Origin of the sequence: Proteus alimentorum (assembly GCF_002607735.1) — a bacterium.
In the GTDB taxonomy this organism is placed as follows: Bacteria; Pseudomonadota; Gammaproteobacteria; order Enterobacterales; family Enterobacteriaceae; genus Proteus; species Proteus alimentorum.
The window spans coordinates 84,534-106,126 of the sequence record NZ_NBVR01000031.1; the positions used below are offsets into that span (position 1 = coordinate 84,534).

Annotated in this window: 22 protein-coding genes; 14 read left to right on the plus strand and 8 right to left on the minus strand. The window is 34.0% G+C overall.

Annotated elements, in window-relative coordinates; all coding sequences use genetic code 11:
* A complete protein-coding gene (sapA, locus tag B6258_RS10910; RefSeq protein ID WP_099075273.1) occupies positions 1–1,686 on the minus strand; it encodes an ABC transporter substrate-binding protein SapA in 1,686 nt (561 codons plus the stop codon).
* A 290-nt stretch (positions 1,687–1,976) separates the two neighbouring features.
* A complete protein-coding gene (gene pspF, locus B6258_RS10915) occupies positions 1,977–2,972 on the minus strand; it encodes a phage shock protein operon transcriptional activator (protein ID WP_099075274.1) in 996 nt (331 codons plus the stop codon).
* Positions 2,973–3,187: 215 nt separating this feature from the next.
* Here pspF and pspA point away from each other — a divergent pair, with 215 nt between their 5' ends.
* The 8 genes from pspA (at position 3,188) to tyrR (ending at position 9,946) form a co-directional block, all read left to right on the plus strand.
* Positions 3,188–3,856, plus strand: a complete 669-nt coding sequence (gene pspA, locus B6258_RS10920) for a phage shock protein PspA (RefSeq protein ID WP_072062534.1) — start codon at positions 3,188–3,190, stop codon at positions 3,854–3,856.
* A 36-nt stretch (positions 3,857–3,892) separates the two neighbouring features.
* Complete coding sequence (gene pspB / locus B6258_RS10925; protein ID WP_099075275.1) at positions 3,893–4,123, plus strand: envelope stress response membrane protein PspB; 231 nt, start codon at positions 3,893–3,895, stop codon at positions 4,121–4,123.
* Positions 4,123–4,479 (plus strand): envelope stress response membrane protein PspC, encoded by a 357-nt coding sequence (gene pspC / locus B6258_RS10930; protein WP_099075276.1) that lies wholly within the window; start codon positions 4,123–4,125, stop codon positions 4,477–4,479. Before pspB ends, pspC begins: the two co-directional genes overlap by 1 nt.
* Before the next feature lie 119 nt (positions 4,480–4,598).
* Positions 4,599–4,853, plus strand: a complete 255-nt coding sequence (locus B6258_RS10935; RefSeq protein WP_196566002.1) for a peptide permease — start codon at positions 4,599–4,601, stop codon at positions 4,851–4,853.
* Complete coding sequence (locus tag B6258_RS10940; protein ID WP_099075277.1) at positions 4,834–6,228, plus strand: YcjX family GTP-binding protein; 1,395 nt, start codon at positions 4,834–4,836, stop codon at positions 6,226–6,228. The genes B6258_RS10935 and B6258_RS10940 overlap by 20 nt, the downstream gene beginning before the upstream one ends.
* The gene (locus B6258_RS10945) at positions 6,225–7,268 is read left to right on the plus strand and encodes a YcjF family protein (RefSeq protein WP_099075278.1); all 1,044 of its coding nucleotides are present in this window, start codon (positions 6,225–6,227) and stop codon (positions 7,266–7,268) included. The genes B6258_RS10940 and B6258_RS10945 overlap by 4 nt, the downstream gene beginning before the upstream one ends.
* A 539-nt stretch (positions 7,269–7,807) precedes the next feature.
* A complete protein-coding gene (locus B6258_RS10950; RefSeq protein WP_240531566.1) occupies positions 7,808–8,227 on the plus strand; it encodes a hypothetical protein in 420 nt (139 codons plus the stop codon).
* A 153-nt stretch (positions 8,228–8,380) separates the two neighbouring features.
* Positions 8,381–9,946, plus strand: coding sequence for a transcriptional regulator TyrR (gene tyrR / locus B6258_RS10955; protein WP_099075279.1), 1,566 nt, complete (start codon positions 8,381–8,383; stop codon positions 9,944–9,946).
* 75 nt (positions 9,947–10,021) lie between these two features.
* On the opposite strand, the gene tpx is transcribed toward tyrR, so the two are convergent.
* Positions 10,022–10,525: a thiol peroxidase gene (gene tpx, locus B6258_RS10960; protein WP_099075280.1), complete on the minus strand. Its 504-nt coding sequence runs from the start codon at positions 10,523–10,525 to the stop codon at positions 10,022–10,024.
* A gap of 214 nt (positions 10,526–10,739) precedes the next feature.
* Between tpx and B6258_RS10965 the strand changes: the two genes are divergently transcribed.
* A complete protein-coding gene (locus B6258_RS10965) occupies positions 10,740–12,359 on the plus strand; it encodes a peptide ABC transporter substrate-binding protein (RefSeq protein ID WP_099075281.1) in 1,620 nt (539 codons plus the stop codon).
* Between the two features lie 626 nt (positions 12,360–12,985).
* On the opposite strand, the gene B6258_RS10970 is transcribed toward B6258_RS10965, so the two are convergent.
* Together B6258_RS10970 and B6258_RS10975 are read right to left on the minus strand one after the other, a co-directional pair.
* On the minus strand, positions 12,986–13,546 hold the full coding sequence (locus B6258_RS10970; RefSeq protein WP_099075282.1) for an Ail/Lom family outer membrane beta-barrel protein: 561 nt from the start codon (positions 13,544–13,546) through the stop codon (positions 12,986–12,988).
* Between the two features lie 300 nt (positions 13,547–13,846).
* Entirely contained in the window at positions 13,847–14,188 is a 342-nt protein-coding gene (locus B6258_RS10975) for a DUF4377 domain-containing protein (RefSeq protein ID WP_099075283.1), read from the minus strand.
* Positions 14,189–14,566: 378 nt separating this feature from the next.
* Here B6258_RS10975 and zntB point away from each other — a divergent pair, with 378 nt between their 5' ends.
* Positions 14,567–15,550 (plus strand): zinc transporter ZntB, encoded by a 984-nt coding sequence (gene zntB / locus B6258_RS10980; RefSeq protein ID WP_099075284.1) that lies wholly within the window; start codon positions 14,567–14,569, stop codon positions 15,548–15,550.
* Positions 15,551–15,857: 307 nt separating this feature from the next.
* On the opposite strand, the gene ttcA is transcribed toward zntB, so the two are convergent.
* The 3 genes from ttcA to leuE all read right to left on the minus strand — a co-directional run bounded on the left by ttcA (position 15,858) and on the right by leuE (position 18,567).
* Entirely contained in the window at positions 15,858–16,781 is a 924-nt protein-coding gene (gene ttcA / locus B6258_RS10985) for a tRNA 2-thiocytidine(32) synthetase TtcA (RefSeq protein WP_099075285.1), read from the minus strand.
* A gap of 323 nt (positions 16,782–17,104) precedes the next feature.
* A complete protein-coding gene (locus B6258_RS10990) occupies positions 17,105–17,653 on the minus strand; it encodes a 4Fe-4S dicluster domain-containing protein (protein ID WP_099075286.1) in 549 nt (182 codons plus the stop codon).
* A gap of 272 nt (positions 17,654–17,925) precedes the next feature.
* Positions 17,926–18,567 (minus strand): leucine efflux protein LeuE, encoded by a 642-nt coding sequence (gene leuE / locus B6258_RS10995; protein ID WP_099075287.1) that lies wholly within the window; start codon positions 18,565–18,567, stop codon positions 17,926–17,928.
* A gap of 299 nt (positions 18,568–18,866) precedes the next feature.
* On the opposite strand from leuE, the gene B6258_RS11000 reads away from it, so the two are divergent.
* From B6258_RS11000 to B6258_RS11015, 4 genes are all read left to right on the plus strand, one after another.
* Complete coding sequence (locus tag B6258_RS11000) at positions 18,867–19,178, plus strand: putative quinol monooxygenase (RefSeq protein WP_099075288.1); 312 nt, start codon at positions 18,867–18,869, stop codon at positions 19,176–19,178.
* Positions 19,179–19,232: 54 nt separating this feature from the next.
* Positions 19,233–19,550, plus strand: a complete 318-nt coding sequence (locus tag B6258_RS11005; protein ID WP_099075289.1) for a hypothetical protein — start codon at positions 19,233–19,235, stop codon at positions 19,548–19,550.
* A gap of 497 nt (positions 19,551–20,047) precedes the next feature.
* The gene (locus B6258_RS11010) at positions 20,048–20,584 is read left to right on the plus strand and encodes an Ail/Lom family outer membrane beta-barrel protein (RefSeq protein ID WP_099075290.1); all 537 of its coding nucleotides are present in this window, start codon (positions 20,048–20,050) and stop codon (positions 20,582–20,584) included.
* 338 nt (positions 20,585–20,922) lie between these two features.
* Positions 20,923–21,462 (plus strand): Ail/Lom family outer membrane beta-barrel protein, encoded by a 540-nt coding sequence (locus B6258_RS11015; protein ID WP_099075291.1) that lies wholly within the window; start codon positions 20,923–20,925, stop codon positions 21,460–21,462.
* Positions 21,463–21,593: the final 131 nt, after the last annotated feature.

The following is a 21,593-nucleotide window of genomic DNA, read 5'->3' on the forward strand; positions in this document are numbered from 1 at the left end:
TTATTTTACAGCCTCTTTCTTGTGATTTTGTTCGTCTACTTCTGCCTCTCGATAAACACCAGCAAAAGACGCATTACCAAAAGTACTTAATACCAATCCTTTAATATCATAACGATATGCTTGCATACGTAAAGAGTTTGCTAATGGTAACACGGGTAACTCTTGAGCAAGAATATCTTGAGCTTCATGATAATAATCCATTCTTGAAGCAAGTTGCTGACTATAAAGCGCTTTTTTCAAAATATCATCAAAGTTAGGTAAACACCAATGACTTAAGTTAGTTTGTGAACCAATTGCTGCACAGCTAAAAAGAGGGCGGAAAAAACTATCTGGATCGTTACTGTCAGTTGACCAACCAGATAAGGTCATATCATGGGAGCGATCCATCATACTCGTTTCTTGATATCGCCCTTCAATAGGACGAATATTCATTTGAATACCTACTTGCGCTAAGTCTGCTTGAATAAGTTCCGCCATTTTTAATGGGCTAGGGTTATAAGATTGTGAGGCGCTAGGCACCCAAAGGTTTAATTTCAGTCCATCAAGACCCAACTCTTTAAGAATTTGTTTCGATTTCTCAGGATTGTATTCTGTAATTTTTGCTCGGTTATCATAAGCCCAAGATGCACGAGGAAGCACGGATGCTGCCGTTTCAGCTGTACCATAATAAATAGATTCCATTAAACGTTCATTGTTAATGGCATAAGCAATAGCTTGACGAACTTTAAGATCATTTAATGGTGGTTTACTGGTGTTAAAGGCTAAATAAGCGATATTCATACCAGAACGCAATGTGAGTCTTAGTCGCGGATCGTCACGTAAGACTTTTAATTGGCTTGCAGCAGGATAGGCTAAAACATCACATTCACCAGTGAGTAATTTAGATATACGACCTGTACCACCCGCTCCCATATCAATAACAACCTGTTGCATTTTTGGTTGGCCTTTCCAGTAATCTTTATTTCTAAATAAACGAACAAATTGCCCTGGTTGATATTCATCTAGAAAGAAAGGACCTGTTCCTACTGGTTTCCAATCAAGCTGTGTCTGATCGCCTGATTTTTCTAAATTTTGGGCGTATTCAGCAGAAAGAATAGGGGCGTAATGTGTTGCTAAATGCCATAGAAAAGAGGCATCAGGCTCTTTTAAGCTAAATTCTACTGTGTATTGACCTAGTCTTTTTATTGATTGGATATTATTGGCAAAACTTAAGCTGTCAAAATAGGGATATTTTCCGCCATTAATTTGATTGAAAGGATTTTGTGGATTAATCATTCTTTCAAAACTAAAAATAACGTCGTCAGCAGTAAGTTTACGTGTTGGTGTAAACCAAGATGTTTGTTGAAAAGCGATATTTTTACGTAGATAAAAGCGGTATGTCGCTCCGTTATCTAATGTTTCCCACCGAGCTGCAATTTCAGGGATCAGGCGATAAGTGTAAGGGTCTACATCTAAAAGACGGTCATAGAGCTGTGCAGCCAGAGGATCAATAATTAATCCACTACTTGATAACTGTGGATTAAAGGTATTTACACTGCCATCAACACAGTAAACAAAGCCATTTTGATTAATTGGAGTTGGCTCAAGCGTTATAGATGGTGCTTGTGTTTTTGGTGCTACATCCGCGATACAAGTTGCGCTTGTAAAGGTGAGTAGCAAAGTACCAATAAATAAAATAGGGTGCATAAATAATGTCTTTTAGAGAAACGATTTTGCTATTGTAACTTAAAAAACTTTCTATCCCCAAATAGTCAAAAAAACAAAGTGAGAAAAATTCTCAATAAAATGCTTTACAAATGCTAATGATAAAGATTATCATCCGTATTGTCCTTCGGCGGTAAGAGGTTTTCCGCAGAAGGCACGACATTGCTCACATTGCTTCCAGTATTTTTTACTAGCCAGCTCGGGTGCTGGCTTTTTTTTTGCCCACGGTTTACTAAATTTCTCAGTAATTAAAAACGTTATATATCAATAAATTAAGTTGTTATTTGGTGTTTTTTAATTAGCCCTCTAAATTGATCGTAGCTTAATGATAACTTTTCAGCTGCCTCTTTCTGGTTATATAAACTCTCTTTTAATGCATTATTAACTAATTTTTTTTCTACCTCATTTTGCCATTGGCGTAAATCCAACGGTAATGTAGGTAGTGAAAAATTTTCTTCAGACGATTTCTTTAATGTGGGTATTTTGGGCGTTTGAAGACCAGCGAAGGGATCAATAATAATACGGTTGAGTACGTTATCACTGGTTCCATGACGATAAACTGAGCGTTCAACGACATTTTTGAGCTCACGAATATTACCCGGCCATGGATAATCTAAAAGCACTTGACGCGCACTATCACTAAAACCGGGAAAAAAAGGTAAACCTAACTCTTGGCACATTGAGATAGCGAAACTTTCAGCAAGCAACATAATATCTGCACGTCGCTCTCTTAATGGTGGGAGTCGAATAACATCAAACGCTAATCTATCAAGTAAATCAGCACGAAATTTACCTTCTTCCGCCATTGCGGGTAAATCTGCATTTGTCGCGCAAATAAGCCTAACATCAACATGCAGAGATTGACTGCCCCCAACGCGCTCTAAATGACCGTATTCAATGACACGCAGAAGCTTTTCTTGCACAAGCATGGGAGCCGTCGCCAGTTCATCAAGAAAAAGAGAACCGCCATCCGCACGTTCAAAACGCCCTTGATGACGATTTTTAGCACCAGTAAAAGCGCCGGCTTCATGACCAAAAAGCTCAGAATCAAGCAAATTATCATTGAGTGCAGAACAGTTGATTGAAATAAAAGGTCCTTGCCACCAAGGAGCAAGATAGTGTAATCGATGCGCGATCAACTCTTTACCTGTACCCCGTTCACCAATAATTAATACAGGTTTTTTTAATTGAGCAAGCGCTGAGGTTTGTTCTAATACATCAATAAATTGACTATCAACGCCGATTATTGTCTCTAAATTCTCATTCATTGGTTAAATTCACCATCTTGAGGTATTTTTTACCAGTCTATCAGGTGTTTGAAAAATAGGCGAATAATATAAATAACCTATTATTAATAGCTTAAGTGAATTTTTAAAGTTGGCACGTAAATTGTATTAACTAAAGTATGCAGGCGTTACGACAGTGCGCCATTATTGAAATAATTTAACGTCACTCATTAGCATAAGCTATTAAGGATAACATCATGGGTATATTTTCACGTTTTGCTGACATTATTAATGCCAATATCGCTTCTTTATTAGATAAAGCGGAAGATCCTGAAAAAATGATCCGCCTAATGATCCAAGAAATGGAAGATATGTTAGTTGAGATCCGTACAACTTCTGCACGTACTTTAGCTGAAAAGAAAGGATTAGAGCGCCGTATCGAACAAGCTGAAAAACAGATGAAAGATTGGCAGGATAAAGCCGAATTGGCTCTTATCAAAGAAAAAGAAGATTTAGCTCGTGCAGCATTAATCGAAAAACAACGTGTAGCATCAGTTAATGACACATTGAAACACGAACTGATTATTATTGATGAAACGCTAACGCGGTTAAAAGGTGAAATTAGCGAGCTAGAAAATAAGTTAACTGAAACACGCGCAAAACAACAATCTTTAGTGGTGCGTCACCAAGCGGCAAACTCATCTCGTCAAGTTCGTCGTCAATTAGACAGTGGCAAAATGGATGCTGCAATGGCGCGTTTCGAACAGTTTGAACGCCGTATTGATCATATGGAAGGTGAGGCTCAAAGTTACGGGTTAGGTAAAGAAAAATCATTAGACCAACAGTTTGCTGAATTAAAAGCGGATGATGAAATTAGCGCGCAATTAGCGGCATTAAAAGCTAAAATCAATATCAACAAAGAGTAACAGCAAGCGTAATAACCATCTTATAAAGGATATGTAATGGGCTATATATTTCTGGGAATACCACTGACCATTTTTATTTTGTTTATTCTCCCTATCTGGCTGTGGTTGCATTACAACGGTCAGAAAGGCGGAGGTAATGTTCAGCTAACCCAACAAGAAATGCAGCGACTGAGCGCGCTGGTGGATAAGGCTCAGCAAATGCAGGAGCGCATTAAGACATTAGAACAAATACTTGATGCAGAACATCCTAACTGGAGGCAGTCATAATGACGATGCAGAGCAAACAATTGTATCGCTTGCCACAAGAGGGCGTGATCCGTGGCGTATGTGCAGGCTTGGCCCATTATTTTAATATTCCTGTTTTACTTATCAGGGTTATTGCGGTGATTGCGCTGTTTGCTGGCTTTTTTGGTTTAACTATTATTGCTTATCTTGTCTTAAGTTTCTTTATGGAACCCGCTCCGGCTAATTACCAGCAAGGTGAAGATCAGCAAGAAAGTTTAAAAGAAATTTTAAGTGGGGTAGATAATCAATTGATGCAAGGTGAAAAACGTTTACAACAAATGGAACGTTATATTACCTCTTCTACTTATCAGTTAAATAAACGTTTTCGAGATTTGTAATATTTTTGCTATTTAATCTGATAAGACGCTCCATTTTAGGAGCGTCTTTCTTTCTACCCGCTTATCTTTTTCAACGCTTGTATCGTGAGAAAGTAAAATTTCTGATTGAGGAGCGTATTATGAATTCCAATCAAGTATTCGTTTCTTTAAAAACAAATAAATTCGCCCAATTAGTCAAAAAAGGGTTAACATTTGGGTTAATGTTATTCACTTTATTTGGGCCAGCAGCAATCACCGGCGGTATATTAAAACGAGTAAGTAGCAAACCGTTACGTTGGCTGGTTCTATTGATAGCTGAACCTATTATCAAAGCAGGTTTTAATAAGCTATCGCGTCAAGTGTCTTGGGAGAAACATGAAACGCCTACAAAATGAACTTACTGCTTTTATTAATCGTGGTGTTGATAGACATCTTCGTCTGGCCGTAACTGGATTAAGTCGAAGTGGTAAAACAGCATTTATTACCTCTTTAGTTAATCAACTTATTAATGTGCATACTGGTGCGCGTTTACCGCTGTTTTCGGCTGCACGAAATAAGCAACTACTGGGTGTAAAACGTATCCCTCAACACAATTTAAATATTCCTCGTTTTACGTATGATGAAGGAATGGAAGCGCTTTATCACACACCACCAAGTTGGCCCGTTCCTACAAAAGGGGTCAGCGAAATTCGTTTACAACTACGTTATCGCTCTAATGAGTCCTTAACACGTTTTATAAAAGAAACGTCTTCTCTTTATTTAGAAATTGTTGATTACCCCGGCGAGTGGCTATTAGATTTACCTATGCTTGAGCAAGACTATTTTGAGTGGTCAGCGCAAATGAATAAGGTCAATCACCAAAGAACATCACCAGAACAACATTGGCAATTACTCCTTAAAAAATGTGATCCATTTGCACCAGCGAATGAAACATTATTAGCTGATATTGCCTCCGCTTACACTGACTATTTATTAGCATGTAAAGAAGAAGGGCTTCATTTTATTCAGCCGGGGCGTTTTGTATTACCTGGTGAATTAGCTGGAGCACCTGTTTTGCAGTTTTTCCCGTGGGCTGATTTACAAAAATATGATATTGCTAAATTAAAGAACGCAGATAAACGCACTAATATTGGTATGTTAAAACAACGCTATGAATATTATGGACAGCATGTTGTAAAAGGTTTTTATCGTGATCATTTCCAAGGATTTGACAGACAAATTGTTTTGGTTGATTGTCTACAACCTTTAAATCAAGGTGCAGATGTTTTTAATGATATGCGCCAAGCATTAACACAATTAATGCGCAGTTTTCATTATGGAAAAAGAACCTTACTAAGACGCTTATTTTCACCGTGTATCGATAAGCTTCTATTTGCAGCCACAAAAGCCGACCATATCACGGTTGATCAACATGAAAATTTAGTGTCATTGCTTCAACAACTTATTCAAGATGCTAAACAAAATGCCATTTTTGAAGGGATCAGTATTGATTGCATGGGACTTGCTTCTATTGCAGCCACTGAAAGTGGAATTGTTGATCATCATGGAGAAAAAATACCCGCCTTAAAAGGTTTTCGTTTAAGTGATAACTCACCATTGGTGTATTTTCCCGGTGAGGTTCCTAAACGATTGCCTGAAAAAGCATTTTGGGAAAAACAAGGGTTTAGTTTCGAATCTTTTAGACCGCAACAAATATCAAGAGATAGTGCGGTTCCTCATATTCGAATGGATAGTGCAATGGAGTTCTTGTTAGGGGATAAATTAAAATGAATGAGCCATTAAAATCGCGAATTGATTTTAAAGAGCCCATACTTCAAGAAGAAGTTACCTTGAAAAAAGGTGTTGGCTTTAATGAAAATGAGCAATTTTTGCCTATTGATCCACAATTGGATGAAGAGAATGAAGGGCAATTAGAAGGTGATGTTCAATCCATATTAAAACCGAAAAAAAGTGTCTGGAAGCGTTTATTAACGATTGCAAGTACCCTTTTAGGGATTAGTGTTATTGCCCAAACTGGACAATGGATTTATGACTCATGGATAAACTCTGACTGGATTGCGTTGGGTGCAGCCAGTGCGGGGGGGTTAATTGTTGTTGCTGGTATTGGGTCTGTTATAACAGAGTGGCGTCGTATTTATCGTTTACGTCAGCGCGCTGATGAAAGAGATAAAGCAAAAGAATTACTTTATAGTCATGCGATGGGAAATGGTCGCCCATTTTGTGAAAAACTCGCTAAACAAGCGGGTATTAACTCACAACATCCTGCATTAATTCGTTGGCAAAGCGCATTACACGACACACATAATGACAAAGAAGTATTAGAACTTTATAGCCAACTTGTTCAACCTATTTTGGATAAACAAGCAAGAGCTGAAATTAGTCGTTCTGCGGCAGAGTCAACCTTAATGATCGCTGTCAGCCCGCTGGCAATGGTTGATATGGCTTTTATTGGTTGGCGCAATATTCGTTTAATTAATCGTATTGCTGAAATTTACGGTATCGAATTAGGCTACTATAGTCGTTTAAAACTATTTCGTCTTGTTTTGGTCAATATTGCATTTGCGGGGGCGACGGAACTGGTTAGAGAAGTCGGAATGGACTGGCTTTCACAAGATCTTGCAGCACGATTATCAACAAGAGCCGCTCAAGGTATTGGTGCTGGACTATTAACAGCACGATTAGGAATAAAGGCAATGGAATTATGCCGTCCTTTACCATGGATTGATGATAATAAACCTAAGTTAGGTGATTTTAGAAAAGAGCTCATCGGAAAATTAAAAAATACCATTAGTAGTAAGAAAAAAGAATAAATTATTTTTTTTACCTTTTAATTATTTTAAATAAAAACCGTGGAAGTCAATTCTGCGGTTTTTTTATATAACGATTGGTAAGGTGTTGTTTATATAAAATAGCCCTAACAACGAAGATACTAAGATATTATTATTAAAATAATGAGCTTAATGTTATAAAGTATTTTTGTTGTTTTATTACCAATGGTGTTATTGTTTTAATTTGAAACTATCGTAATAAAAAACTTTTTAAAAGAGTCAGTTTTCACAAGAAAAAATATGATTGTAACTATTTGTATATAAAGGTTAATGTGTGCGTCTCTAGCTAAATGCGCATGATTTTAATCATAAAGTTCCTTTTTTTGATAGAAAATAGTATTGATTTTAGTGTGATAGATGGCGTTAAATATCACTCTAAAGTAACTATTATTGGGTTATTTTTTTTAATATATTTTGATGCATCACCTTTTTATTAATTTGCTATTCAAAAAATAGTGATGGATTTTATTTATAAAAAAATAGAAGAAACGAATAAATAATATTTATAACAAGGTTGAAAAATGAAAGAAATACAAATCTCAGTAATAAAGAAACTCTCTACATCAAGACGTAAACGTTATCTGAGTTCGGCATTTAATGTCTCAAATATTGATAACCAACTCAGCATTTTAATCCCTATTCTTAGAGAGACGATTAGTGAGATTAAAAAGAGGCAATACCAAAATCAACCTAAGTCATTTCAAATAAAAGAGATATCCCAATTTTTTGAATATCTGACTGAGTCGGATAAGAAAGAAAAGGCAATAAACGCATTAGAGTATCTCCTCTTTTGTTTTGATAATGGATGTAAAACTATCAAAAAGGTGATCCGTCGAGAATTAAGTCCTTTGGTAAAGGACGTGGAATATCTTATCGATTTTGAACTAAAAAAAATAATAAAAACCTCTTCATTTTCGTTATTCGGTTTTTTTAAAGCATAAATAATCTTGCTTAAAAATTAGGAGATTAATTTAGTTGTGTAAAAATAAATGCTAGTGGTGTCAACCTTTGCTGACAAGACTCTTTATTTCCTTGATATTTATGTATAATATCTAGAATAGGCTCAGGGTCATTCAGTATTAAGAAGGTTTATAATGCGTTTAGAGATCACTTGTGAAGATCGCATCGGGTTAACCCGTGAATTATTAGATCTATTAGTATTAAAAAATATTGATTTACGTGGGATTGAAATATTTCCAATTGGCCTTATTTACCTGAATTTTTCACAGATTGATTTTGATATTTTTCAACCGCTAATGGCGGAAATACGGCGAATAAACGGTGTTATTGATGTCCGTACTGTTACATTTATGCCATCAGAACAAGAACATCGAGCCATGTGGACACTGTTAGAATCTGTGCCAGTTCCTGTGTTTTCCATTAATATTAAAGGCCAAATACAATTACAAAATCCAGCAACTCGTCAATTGTTTGAATTGGATGCTAACGATAATAGTGAGAAATCATTCAATCAACTGATCCCTAATTTTAATATTCATCGTTGGTTAGAACAAAAAGATCCTTCTGCTGAAATTATTCCAATTAATTTAAAAAAACAAAAATTTGATATGGAAATAGTACCAATAAAACTCGCAGATGATAATCAATCTAATCATTGTGTTGGTGCTCTTATTTTATTGAAATATTATGGTGTTGTTCATGATCACTCAAAATTAATTGTCAGTGATAATCATGAGTTTGAGAAAATTATTGCTGTTAGTTCTCAAATGAAACAACTCGTTGAACGTGCAAAAAAAATGGCAAAAATGGATGCGCCATTGTTACTGGTGGGTGATACTGGTACTGGAAAAGATTTATTTGCTAAAGCCTGTCATTTCCTTAGTTCTCGTGCTAGAAACCCTTTTTTGGGGCTCAATTGTGCATCAATGCCTGATGATGTCGTTGAAAGTGAATTATTTGGCTATGCGGCAGGGGCTTACCCTAATGCAGTCGAAGGAAAAAAAGGATTTTTTGAGCAGGCCGATAGAGGAACTGTTTTACTAGATGAAATCGGTGAAATGTCGCCTCAAATGCAAATTAAGCTTTTACGTTTTTTAAATGACGGGACATTTCGTCGCGTAGGTGAAGAGCATGAAGTTAATGTTAATGTTCGCATTATTTGTGCGACTCAAAAAAACTTGTGGGAATTGGTGCAAAAAGGACTCTTTAGAGAAGATCTTTATTATCGTTTGAATGTATTAACATTAACTCTACCGCCGTTGCGAGAAAGAAAATCTGATATTATGCCATTAGCGATGCATTTTATTAACCAATATTGTATTGAGCAGCAAGCCACTAAACCCGCCATATCACCTGAATTATCTGTTTATTTAACTCAGTATGGCTGGCCTGGTAACGTTCGCCAATTAAGAAATACAGTTTATCAAGCAATGGCGCAATTAGTAGGGAATACACTACGAATTCAAGATATTACTTTACCTGAACATACTGATGAAACGTTATTTGATGAGGGCTTATTAGAAGGCTCATTAGATGAAATGACAAAACGCTTTGAAGCTTCTATTTTAGCGCGTTTATATCGAGATTATCCAAGTACACGTAAGTTAGCGAAACGTCTAGGCATCTCTCATACCGCCATTGCGAATAAGTTAAGAGAATATAATCTTACGAATAAAAAGAGTGATAAAGCAGAGGAGTAGTCCTTGATTGAATTTCACGTATAAAAAACAAACGGGCATGATGCCCGTTTGTTTTTAGCATATTAATGCTATTGATTATTTCAGTGCATTTAAAGCGCTGTCATAATCTGGTTCTGTCGTGATTTCATTAACTAATTGTGTATAGATAACAGTATCTGTTTCATCTAATACAATAACCGCACGGCTAGTTAAACCAGCCAATGGGCCTGATGCAATGAGAACACCATAGTTTTCTTTAAATTCAGCACCACGCATTGTTGATAATGTAACAACGTTATCTAAACCTTCAGCACCACAAAAACGCGCTTGAGCAAAAGGTAAATCAGCCGAAATACATAAAACAACTGTGTTGTCTAATTCATTGGCCACTTTGTTAAACTGGCGCACACTTGCCGCACAAACACCAGTATCTACACTTGGAAAGATATTAAGAACTTTGCGTTTGCCTGCAAACTGAGCTAAAGAAACATCATTAAGATCTTTACTTACTAAAGAAAATTCAGATGCTTTTTGACCAACTTCTGGAAATTTGCCCATTAGGTCTACAGAATTTCCTTGTAAAGTCACTTGATGTGTCATTTTATTCTCCTTTATTAGTTTTTAAACTAACCATTATGACTAAATAATTAATAAAATTATTAGTGTGTAATTATTACTAAAAATTTCACTGTAATTTTATTTATAGTGAAAAACGAAAATTTATAAAAATTTCATCATCTATTATTGTGCCTTTTTATGAGGCTCTTATAATTATCTTGTTTAATTTTTATATAGATTACAGGACGAAGTGGACATGCGCAAAGTTTTTGTTATTTTATGTGCGTTTTTTGTTAATGAAATGTTTGTCGTGAATGCTTGCGCTGCAACTGTTCCTACAGGCGCTATTTTAGCTCTCAAACAAGAAGTGGTTCGACATTTAAAAGATGAGCCAGCCTCTCTCGATCCTATTAATGCGGTGGGATTAACAGAAGCACAAGTGCAGCGTGATTTATTTGAAGGATTGACGATAGAAGATGAGCACGGACGGCCTATTCCGGGTGTCGCGCAGAGTTGGCGTACAGAAGATAATCGCGTATGGATCTTTACACTTCGTGATAATGCCAAGTGGTCTAATGGTGAAAAAGTCACAGCGACCGATTTTGTTTATAGCTGGCAAAGATTAGTTGATCCTAAAAACCTTTCGCCTTTTGCGTGGTATGCGTCACTTGCATCTATTGAAAACGCACAAAAAATTATTGATGGAAAATTAGCTCCCTCCGAATTAGGTGTTACCGCACTTGACGAAAAAACACTAAAAGTAACCTTGGAACGCCCAGTTTCTTATTTCCCTAGCCTGACGACTAACTTTTCGTTATATCCTGTCCCTCGCCATAGTATTGAAAAATATGGCGCCGAATGGATTAAGGTGGGAAATTTAGTTGGTAATGGTGCTTTTGTATTAAAAGACAGAGTGGTTAATGAAAAAATTGTATTAACACCAAATCCTTATTATTGGGATCATGAAAATACAGTATTAACGAAAGTAACGTTTGTTCCTATTAATCATGAATCACACGCGACAAAACGTTATTTAGCAGGTGATATTGATATAACTGAGTCATTCCCCAAAAACTTATATCATAAACTAATGAAAGATATTCCTAATGAGGTTTATATTCCTGATCAATTAGGGACTTATTATTATGCTTTTAATACTCAATCAGGGCCAACAAAAGATATTCGTGTACGTAAAGCGTTAGCGATGGCAATAGATAGAAAAATTATTACTGAAAAAGTTTTAGGCACAGGTGAAAAAGTCGCAAATCATTTTACACCTGATGTTACGGCTAACTTTACACCAGAACCCACAATTTATGATGAATACAATCAAGATGAATTAGATAGTCAAGCAAAGATCTTGTTAGCGGCTGCGGGTTATGGCCCTCATAATCCATTAACACTCTCATTGCTATACAATAATTCAGAGAATCATCAGAAAATTGCTATTGCAGTTGCTTCTATGTGGAAGAAAAAGTTAGGCGTGAAAGTCGAATTACGCAATCAGGAATGGAAAACATATATTGATAGCCGAAATTCGGGGGATTTTGATGTTATAAGAGCATCATGGGTTGGTGATTATAACGAGCCTTCTACTTTTTTAAGCTTATTAGGTTCTAAACATGCCGGTAATATTTCGAAATATCAAAATAAACAATATGATGAAGTGTTAGCATTGTCTAGTATGGCTATTGATACAAATGAAAGAAATGGTCTGTATAACCGCGCCGAGCAAATAATTGCTGAAGATGCGCCAATCGCGCCTATTTATCAATACACAAATGGGCGCTTGATTAAGCCGTGGTTAAAAGGTTATCCCATTGAGAATCCAGAAGATGTTGCTTATAGTCATACACTTTATATTCTGAAGCATTAATATAAAAGCTAGATGAGAGGCTTAAATTTAAGCCAATATAAAAATCTTAATTTAGCGATAAAATCATTAAGCATAAATCGCACCTCAAAGTTAAAGTCTACTTTGGGGTGTTTTTTTATTCTATTAGCAGGAATAAAAGTGAAAATTTCGGGATTTATAAGTTGATATATATCTTACTAAGAAAGTGTAAGAAAATAAAAAAGAGTATAAATAAAAAAGAACCCCTTTAAAAAAAGGGGCGTAGCAAAATAAAGCAGGGTGACTTATTGTCTAAATATAAATTATATTTTTAATGCCTTTTTTGCACGCTTTTTATTGTATCTAACTGTTACATTGATTAATAAAATATTTATAACAAAAAAAATCCCTCTGTTATAAAAACAGAAGGAGACTCAAAAGGAATAAACATTGCAGGTGATATGTTAATACATTTTTATACTATTGTTTTGACCAATTGTGCAATGTACTTGATGTTAAATATTTTATTTATAGATATAAATACTTATTTATAATAAAGTCTAATGTAAATATTAGAGTGTTTAGAAAACTCACAAGCAGAGTTATCTATTTATTTTTCTTTATTATTAAATTAAATTACTAATTATCAAAAATGATTAGAAAATCGTTTAAAAGCGGTATCCAAGAGATAATTGCAAAGCACTTAATTCAAGATGACGCTTATTTGCCGTGGTATCAGAGTAAAGATAGCCCAAGTTAAATGATATATTCTTAATAGGATTATAATCGATGCCAATTTGACCAATTACACTTGTTGTATTAACAATGTGGGAATCTGTTGTATTTATTTCAGGGTGATATTTATCTTCCTGATGTTTTAATTTATTAGGACCCATTTGAGCATAAACAGAAATTTCAGGTGTTATTCTATAAGTTGGGCCGATTAATAGACTTGTGGTTTTAGTCCGGTATTTTATTGTTGAAGGTGTGATAAATCGAGGATCAATAAAATGTTCTTTATGATTGGCGTTCAAACGTAGTAGAGAAATTAATATTCCCCAAGCATTTTCTGTTTCAAAACGATAACTGATGATTTCTCCTTTTGCTATATCACCTTTTATTTTGCCATGAATATAGCCACCAGAGAGAGTATATGTCTTATCATAAGCGTGTAATGCTGAAGAATAAGATAAAGCTAAGCTAATTAAAACAAGAACTGATTTTTTCATTGTAGCGTTTCTATGTTGATGTGTAGAACACTATTTTTAGTAAAATAAATGTTGATTTCAATATTAATTTATTGAAATCACTCTTAAAAAAAGTTTTAATGCTTATTTTTAAACTCAACAAGAAATCAAATTAGTATAAATAGCTAATTAATAATTAACATGAAATTTGTTAATTATTTTAATGCTAGTGTAATGATGAGACATTACTTAAATAGAAGAGAGTGGAAATTGAGCGCAATGGGTAGAAATACTCACAATAAGCTTGAATGCCTATTGTGAGCTAAATTGGAGTGTGATGTTCTATTTTTTATCTACAATTTCAATCAGTGTATATTTCACACTTGATGCATCTGCTGGAGGGTTAGGAATATCGGTAACATTAACTTTTAATGTATATTCAGTACCTGCTTTATATTCAAAACCATCAATATTTTGATAAAACAGAGACCATTCACCAGAAGGTAACTCTTTTACCTTCATACACTTCATTGGCGCGACGCCAACACAATCATACAGTTGTGAATCCACAAGAAGCGTTTTTGTTGTCCCCGTAGATGGTGCTGTATTTGCATTCTCAGTTGAAGTTGCGTCATTGCATCCAGCTAAAAGCAAAAATAAAGGAATAGCGATAAATTTTTTCATATTGATGACCGTATTTTTAGGGTGCAATAAATGTATTAAAGAATATTTAGTATATACCAAACAGATAGTTATTATAAATTACAGCAGGTGATTTTTTTCCTACAAATAAAAGAAGTTACCTGTTGTTTTTTTAAGCATTAATATTCTAACGTAACTATCGGTATTCAATTTAGTGTAATAATCCTAAAGTAATAAAGATAAATAGAAGTTTTTAGATGAATTAAATAAAAATAGCACTGATATACAGTTAACCAGAAAAAAGTATAGAATAACGGCTCAAAACATAGTGTTATAAAATGAAGGTAGATTCATCATATTTGATCGTTGAGTATTGAATTCAAGTATTACCTTTAAAGCAAAGGTTATGGAGGAAGCTAAGTGAAAACAATTAATGACTCTATTATACAAGACTCAGATGCTGTTTATACAGCACAGCTTAATGGGCATGGAGGCGCAACAGAAATCACAGCAGAGACTGTTGCAACAAATGAAAATCCATATTGGGTGCACTTAGATTACCGCAAACCACAAAGTGCTCAATGGATACAAGAAACAGAATTACTTCCACCTATTGCTAAAGATATATTACTTGCAGAGAATGTTAGACCAAAAGCACAACGCATTGGTGAAGGTATCGTCATCAATTTGCAAACAATTAATAATAATCCTAATGATCGACCTGATGAGCTTGTTGCCTTTAGAATTTATATTAACAGCCAAACAATCGTTTCAAGTCGTCACCGCAGAGTCAATTCTGTAGATTCTGTTATTCATACGTTAGAACTAGGTAATGGGCCTGAAAATAGTGGTGATTGGCTAATTACAATGGCTGATGCAGTGACTGATGAAATCGGTGAATTTGTTGAAACGCTGCATGACCAATTAATTGAATTGGAAGATATGATCCTCGATCAACAAATACCGGCAAGAGGTGAACTCGCATTATTAAGAAAACAGCTAATTGTTTTACGTCGTTATATGGCGCCTCAGCGAGACGTATTTTCAAGACTCTCTATTGAAAAATTACCGTGGATGAGTGATAGCGATAGAGTGACGATGTTAGAAATCTCAGAAAGACTTTCTCGACGTTTAGAGGATTTGGACAGTAGTATTTCTCGTACTGCGGTGATTGCAGATGAAATAACATCAATGATGGCCGATGCGATGAATAGACGTACTTATACTATGTCGCTAATGGCGATGTTATTTTTACCCACAACGTTTCTAACAGGGTTATTTGGTGTTAATTTAGGCGGAATACCCGGAAATGAATTTCCTTATGGCTTTACCATTTTTTGTTTATCTCTCTTTGTTTTGATTGTGATTGTTACTTGGTGGTTAAAGCGTAGTAGATGGTTGTAAATTTTCAGCAAATTAATCGTAACTAAATGGATTTAAAAAAGAATTCTCTAACCCTGTTTGAGATATATCAATTTTTTAAAATAGAACATCTGGCATTATAACTCTCGCAGGTGAATACAACGTTGAGCGATGAACGTTGTGCTCCATAATTGTAGTTTTTCTCATATTGAGTTCTTAATACAGAATAATTGACCATTATTACACCGATGTTTAATAACATCGGTTTTTTTTTGCTTAAATTTATTATTGACGGTTATTTAGTCATAAAAATCCTAAGCCCTGAACACAAGGCTTAGGAGATAGTGCATTATTTCACTTCAACAATATCGAGTTTATTTTGGCTAAAGTCAGGACGTTCATCATCTTCTTCTTGGAACATCACTGGAACGGCTGGAATATCGTCTTTATCAAAAGCTAAGTCTCCACCATTAATGACTTCATCACCATGCTTGATATTCACAAAATCAAATAATTGAGTATCACATAAGTGTGATGGGACAATATTTTGTGTTGCTCTAAACATGGTTTCAATACGACCAGGATAACGTTTATCCCAATCTCTTAGCATCTCTTTAATAACTTGACGCTGAAGGTTAGGTTGTGAGCCACAAAGATTACATGGAATAATTGGGAATTGTTTAGCTTGTGCGAAACGCTCAATATCTTTCTCACGAGCATAAGCAAGAGGGCGAATAACGATTTGCTTGCCATCGTCACTCATTAATTTCGGTGGCATACCTTTAAGTTTGCCGCCATAGAACATATTTAAAAATAATGTTTCTAAAATATCATCACGATGGTGGCCTAAAGCAATTTTAGTTGCACCCAGTTCTGTCGCTGTGCGATATAAAATACCACGGCGCAAACGTGAGCATAAAGAGCAGGTTGTTTTACCTTCAGGAATAATATCTTTAACGATCCCATAGGTATTCTCTTCAACAATTTTATATTCCACACCAAGTTCATTTAAATACTCAGGTAAAATATGTTCAGGGAAACCGGGTTGTTTTTGGTCTAAATTGACTGCAATAAGTGAAAAATTAATTGGCGCACTTTTTTGCAGATTCATTAAGATAGAGAGTAGCGTGTAGCTATCTTTACCACCAGAAAGGCAGACCATGATTTTGTCGCCGTCTTCAATCATATTAAAGTCAGCGATAGCTTGCCCAACATCACGGCGTAAGCGTTTTTGTAGTTTGTTGAAATTATACTGCTCTTTTGGGATGCTCATTTTTTACGGTTCTATATCGTTGCTGATTATTCTGTAACTTGCTAACCAAGGCTTTGTTCTTCGTTGTTTTGATACCTTAACAACATGATAAATCAATAAAATATTCTATAGTCTCAAATAATAAGTTGTGTGAAAAACAAAGTTATTTATGGCAAGAAAATTGATAAGTCGCCAATGATACCAGATGGTAGGGTAGTTTCGATATAGATAACTACAGTTAAGCGATTTCAAAGCGGTAAAAAGTTAAAAGTAATAGCCTTATATAAACTGAATAAGGCTATTATACTTTTGTATCACGCGGTGATTATTAATAAGCATAGGCCTTAATAAGGCATCGTCGGTAGTTCACGTAAAATAGCATTTTTTCTACGTTCAGCGGTCAATTGTGACAATTCATTATCAGAGACAAAAATTAAGGCATCTTGAGGACAAAATTCAACACAAGCTGGGCCTTGTTCTCTATGATGACATAAATCACATTTAACGATATTGATTTGAAATTGCTGACCAAGATCTAAACAAGAAATCGGTGCTAAATGCGCCTTTTTCTCAAGTTCAATGGCACCAAATGGACAAGCTAAAAGACACGCTCTACATCCAATGCAATTTTCAGGATGTGTTTCGACAAAATTTTCACCACGCACTAATGCTTTTGTCTGGCAAGCTTGGGCACAAGGTGCATCTTCACATTGATGGCAAACAGAGGCTGTGAATTGATGCATTAATTTAATAATGCGGATCCTAGGATGAAAATTCTTTTTATTGAGAAAATCATTTCCATCTTTTTCTAATGTATGACCGACGGAACAAACAACTTCACATGTCTTACAGCCAATACATTTTTTAGAGTCAATAACAATTTGGCTATTCATCTCAATACCTATTTACAGGGCTATGTATTTTATCATATATCGATGAATAACTTATTTTAGTAATATTAATCAAGTTTATATCAAATAAATAAGGTTAAATAACAACACTAAAATAAAAAAACAGTTTTTTAAACCAAATAAAAATGAGAATGAATACTATTTAATAAAATAATAGGAATGAATTCTTATAAAAACACGTAAATAATCGTAGATAAAAAAACGATAACCTTATTTCGATTGCCGTTTCTTTAATGGATATCTGTTATTAAAAATTATGATGATAATGTTGCTAATTTAGTCGCGAATCCCATAAAGAATAGCCCGATAACACCATTACCTAGTTTGGCAATGTTTTTACGTGAGCCAAAAAAACGAGCAAGGGCAACACCACCAAATATTAGAAAAGAGAGATAGATAAAACTAAACGCTTCAAGCATGGAAGCGAGTATTAAATAAGATAATCCGGTATGTGCATAATTAAAATCGATAAACTGAACAAAAAATGAGATATAAAATAAAATCGCTTTAGGATTGGTCATACTTAATGTAAGCGCTTTTCTAAAAACGTGTTTCTGTACAGTTGTTGTTTGTTCTGAATGTACCTTTTTGGAGAAAAAAGTTGCATGGATAATTTTTATTCCTAAATAGAGAAGATAAAAAGCACCTAAAAAACGAACAATAGTAAAGAGTAATGGAGACGCTTTGATTACAGATGCAACACCAATAAAGGCGAGGAAAATTAAAATAGCGTCACCTAAAAACACACCAAATGCAGCACGATATCCGTCGCGAACACCGCCGGATGCGCTTGTTTTTAGTACATAGAGTGTATTGGGGCCAGGGACAAGAATAATAAAAAACATACCCGCAAGGTATGTCCAGATATTGAGTACACCAAATTGTTCAAGCCACACGTTAACCCCCAATCCTACTTTCTCTGTATTACTTAATGAATTGCTATTATATAAAGAGAATCTGCATTATTTAAACGCCTATTTTCACTCATATCGAAGATAAATGTTAGATGTTTACTGCTTTCTGTTCAAAACGGCATGCTATTACCACTTTAATGGATTACACCCCATGGTTAGTATTTAAAAAAGAAGCACTTTTCTTATTGTAAAGAGGGTAGATCTCTTAAGTTAACTAAACTATATTTATCTGTGTTTTTATACAGTTATTTATGTTGTTCGATTACGGTAAGGGAAATGTGATGTTAAAAGTGATTGCTGAAGATTTTATTAAAACAGAAGCGATAGAAATTGTTTTACCTCTTTATCGTGAACTTGTTGAAGCAACTAAGAAAGAGCCTCTTTGTATTAGCTATAATTTATATGTTGATGAAAAAGATCCTGGTCACTTTGTCTTTGTTGAACAATGGCCTGATCATGCTGCGCTTGATGTGCATTGTGCTAGTGAACATTTTCAGCGATTAGTCCCTATGATTAATGCATATAAAAAAGCCGAGCCTAAATTTTTACTTATGGCAGATGCTTTTGATGAAAAACAAAAGCAATTAAACTAGCCTCATTTATAGTGAATAGACTAAATAATAAGAAATAAAACAAGAGAGCAGGTGATGTTAGCGAAGTATATATCTCAAATTGTAAACCAAGAAGATAGTTATCAAGTATTAAGTACGCAGAAATTTTTAGATAACTTAACAGAAATAACTAGAGCAACTCATACTTGGTTATTTCCTGATGGCGTGATTTTGAAATGCACAGAAGAGATAGAAACAGAACACTATGATAATGACGCTCAATGTCCTGAACATTGGATAACTTGGGAAATTGTAGAGTCTAATAACAAACCAATTTCTCCTTGTAGAAAAGAATTTTTTAATTTATGTCAGCAAAGTTTTTGGTTAAAAATGCAACTTGCTAATAATACATAAAAGAAAAAGAGACTTTATTGAACTAACCCCAGTTTATTGGATAGTTTAAATGAGTTAAGTAAAGGCTGAGTTTGGTATTGAGCTGGACTTAGCGCTTTAAATCTCACTTAAATATTAATTAATCTTCCATAGACCAAGATAAGTTAATTTGACTTAGTGGCTGTCTTTTATTTTTTTGATTAATAAAAATAGAACATTAATCGTAGTTTTAATCATATTTACACTGCGATTGTAACTAATGGTAAATTAAAGTCACTTCTTTTTTATAATGTTATAATCTTAATATTCCCTTAATAATAGCGAGAAATAAGGTAAGTTTATTGTTGAGGCGAATGGTGTTTTAATTATAAGTTTAATCATAAGATTCTCTTTATAAAATATGATTGATAACGTATTATTTATAAATAAAATTTATTGAGTGTTACACTTAATTTAATAAGAGAACTAAATTCTAAGTTAGTTCCATTTGTCTATCATTTTTTATATAGAGAATAAAGATGAGCCGTAATTTGTTTTTTTCTGCATCACTGTTAGCGATTTCTACACTTTCTTTTAATGCACAAGCAGCATTAGATAATACTTTATCAGTAGGTTATGCTCAGAGTTCAATTAAAGTGAATGATGATAAAATCGATGATAATCCTAAAGGAATTAACTTTAAATATAACCATGAGTTTGATAATGATTGGGGTGTTATTGGATCACTGACGCACACAAAATTAACTTATAATTATTATAGTCGTTGGGGAAAAATCGGTTCAACTGAAATTGGTTATACTTCATTAACGGCTGGGCCTAGCTATCGTTTTAATGACTATTTCAGTGCATATGGTTTAATTGGGTTTGGTCACGTTAGTCAAGATGATAAATATTATTATGTTAATGAAGAATACAGTAAAACGTCTACGGCTTATGGATTAGGTTTACAAATTAATCCAATCCCAAACGTAGCAATTGATGCTTCTTATGAATACTCAAAATTAGATAATGCAAAATTTGGCACTTGGGTATTAGGTGTGGGTTACCGTTTCTAATTTTAAGCTAATAAATAATATTTTTAAAAGGCTACGTTAGGTAGCCTTTTTAGGCTTTATAAAATAGAAATATAAATAATATCAAAATTAATTATCCTATCTGAAATTTAATGCTTTTTATTTTCTTTATTTAAATAAATTCTTTTGTTATCAACATTTATTTAAAGTAATGTCTTTATTGTTTTTACATTTAAAATAAAATGTTCATCTGTGTTTTAATTTGATTTATTATTTTAAGTGAGATTTAATATTAAATAATATTGAATTAATTGCAATTAAAACCATATTTTATTACTTAATTCTTTAATTTTAATTAAAAAACAATATCGAGACATTTAATGAAAAATAAATTATTTATTCCCATTACAGCCATTATATTATCAATAATGGCATTTAATGCATCTGCCACATTGAAAAACACGTTGTCTATAGGCTATGCACAAAGCCAGATAAAAGTAGGTGGTGATAAGGTAGATGACGATCCTAAGGGGTTTAATATTAAGTATGATCGCAAGATAGATAATGGTTTTGGTATTATAGGTTCGTTTATTTATAATAATAAAAAATATGATTGCTATGATATGAATGATGAAAATATAGGGCATAGTGATGTAACTTATTATCTATTTTCAGGTGGGCCAAGTTATCGTTTTAATGAATATATTAATGCGTATGGTTTAATCGGTACAAGTATTTTTAATGTTCAGTATAAAGATCCTTCTGAAGAACATCATGAAAATAAAGTATCTATAAGTTATGGGCTCGGTTTACAAATCAATCCAATTCCAAACGTGGCAATTGATGCCTCTTATGAATACTCAAAATTAGATGATATTAAATTTGGTACTTGGGTATTAGGTGTGGGTTACCGTTTCTAATTTTATACTAATAAATCATATTTTTAAAAGGTCACATCAATTTTTGAAGTGGCCTTTTTAATATAAATGTTAATAATTATCGTTATATTTGGGATATTAACTTATCAGAGATTATTTAATATACACTAAAT

Excerpts from the sequence above, each read along its gene's own strand:
- sapA (WP_099075273.1), bottom strand. The coding sequence starts at position 1,686 with ATGCACCCTATTTTATTTATTGGTACTTTGCTACTCACCTTTACAAGC.
- pspF (WP_099075274.1), bottom strand. The coding sequence starts at position 2,972 with ATGAATGAGAATTTAGAGACAATAATCGGCGTTGATAGTCAATTTATT.
- pspA (WP_072062534.1), top strand. The coding sequence starts at position 3,188 with ATGGGTATATTTTCACGTTTTGCTGACATTATTAATGCCAATATCGCT.
- pspB (WP_099075275.1), top strand. The coding sequence starts at position 3,893 with ATGGGCTATATATTTCTGGGAATACCACTGACCATTTTTATTTTGTTT.
- pspC (WP_099075276.1), top strand. The coding sequence starts at position 4,123 with ATGACGATGCAGAGCAAACAATTGTATCGCTTGCCACAAGAGGGCGTG.
- B6258_RS10935 (WP_196566002.1), top strand. The coding sequence starts at position 4,599 with ATGAATTCCAATCAAGTATTCGTTTCTTTAAAAACAAATAAATTCGCC.
- B6258_RS10940 (WP_099075277.1), top strand. The coding sequence starts at position 4,834 with ATGAAACGCCTACAAAATGAACTTACTGCTTTTATTAATCGTGGTGTT.
- B6258_RS10945 (WP_099075278.1), top strand. The coding sequence starts at position 6,225 with ATGAATGAGCCATTAAAATCGCGAATTGATTTTAAAGAGCCCATACTT.
- B6258_RS10950 (WP_240531566.1), top strand. The coding sequence starts at position 7,808 with ATGAAAGAAATACAAATCTCAGTAATAAAGAAACTCTCTACATCAAGA.
- tyrR (WP_099075279.1), top strand. The coding sequence starts at position 8,381 with ATGCGTTTAGAGATCACTTGTGAAGATCGCATCGGGTTAACCCGTGAA.
- tpx (WP_099075280.1), bottom strand. The coding sequence starts at position 10,525 with ATGACACATCAAGTGACTTTACAAGGAAATTCTGTAGACCTAATGGGC.
- B6258_RS10965 (WP_099075281.1), top strand. The coding sequence starts at position 10,740 with ATGCGCAAAGTTTTTGTTATTTTATGTGCGTTTTTTGTTAATGAAATG.
- B6258_RS10970 (WP_099075282.1), bottom strand. The coding sequence starts at position 13,546 with ATGAAAAAATCAGTTCTTGTTTTAATTAGCTTAGCTTTATCTTATTCT.
- B6258_RS10975 (WP_099075283.1), bottom strand. The coding sequence starts at position 14,188 with ATGAAAAAATTTATCGCTATTCCTTTATTTTTGCTTTTAGCTGGATGC.
- ttcA (WP_099075285.1), bottom strand. The coding sequence starts at position 16,781 with ATGAGCATCCCAAAAGAGCAGTATAATTTCAACAAACTACAAAAACGC.
- B6258_RS10990 (WP_099075286.1), bottom strand. The coding sequence starts at position 17,653 with ATGAATAGCCAAATTGTTATTGACTCTAAAAAATGTATTGGCTGTAAG.
- B6258_RS11000 (WP_099075288.1), top strand. The coding sequence starts at position 18,867 with ATGTTAAAAGTGATTGCTGAAGATTTTATTAAAACAGAAGCGATAGAA.
- B6258_RS11005 (WP_099075289.1), top strand. The coding sequence starts at position 19,233 with ATGTTAGCGAAGTATATATCTCAAATTGTAAACCAAGAAGATAGTTAT.
- B6258_RS11010 (WP_099075290.1), top strand. The coding sequence starts at position 20,048 with ATGAGCCGTAATTTGTTTTTTTCTGCATCACTGTTAGCGATTTCTACA.
- B6258_RS11015 (WP_099075291.1), top strand. The coding sequence starts at position 20,923 with ATGAAAAATAAATTATTTATTCCCATTACAGCCATTATATTATCAATA.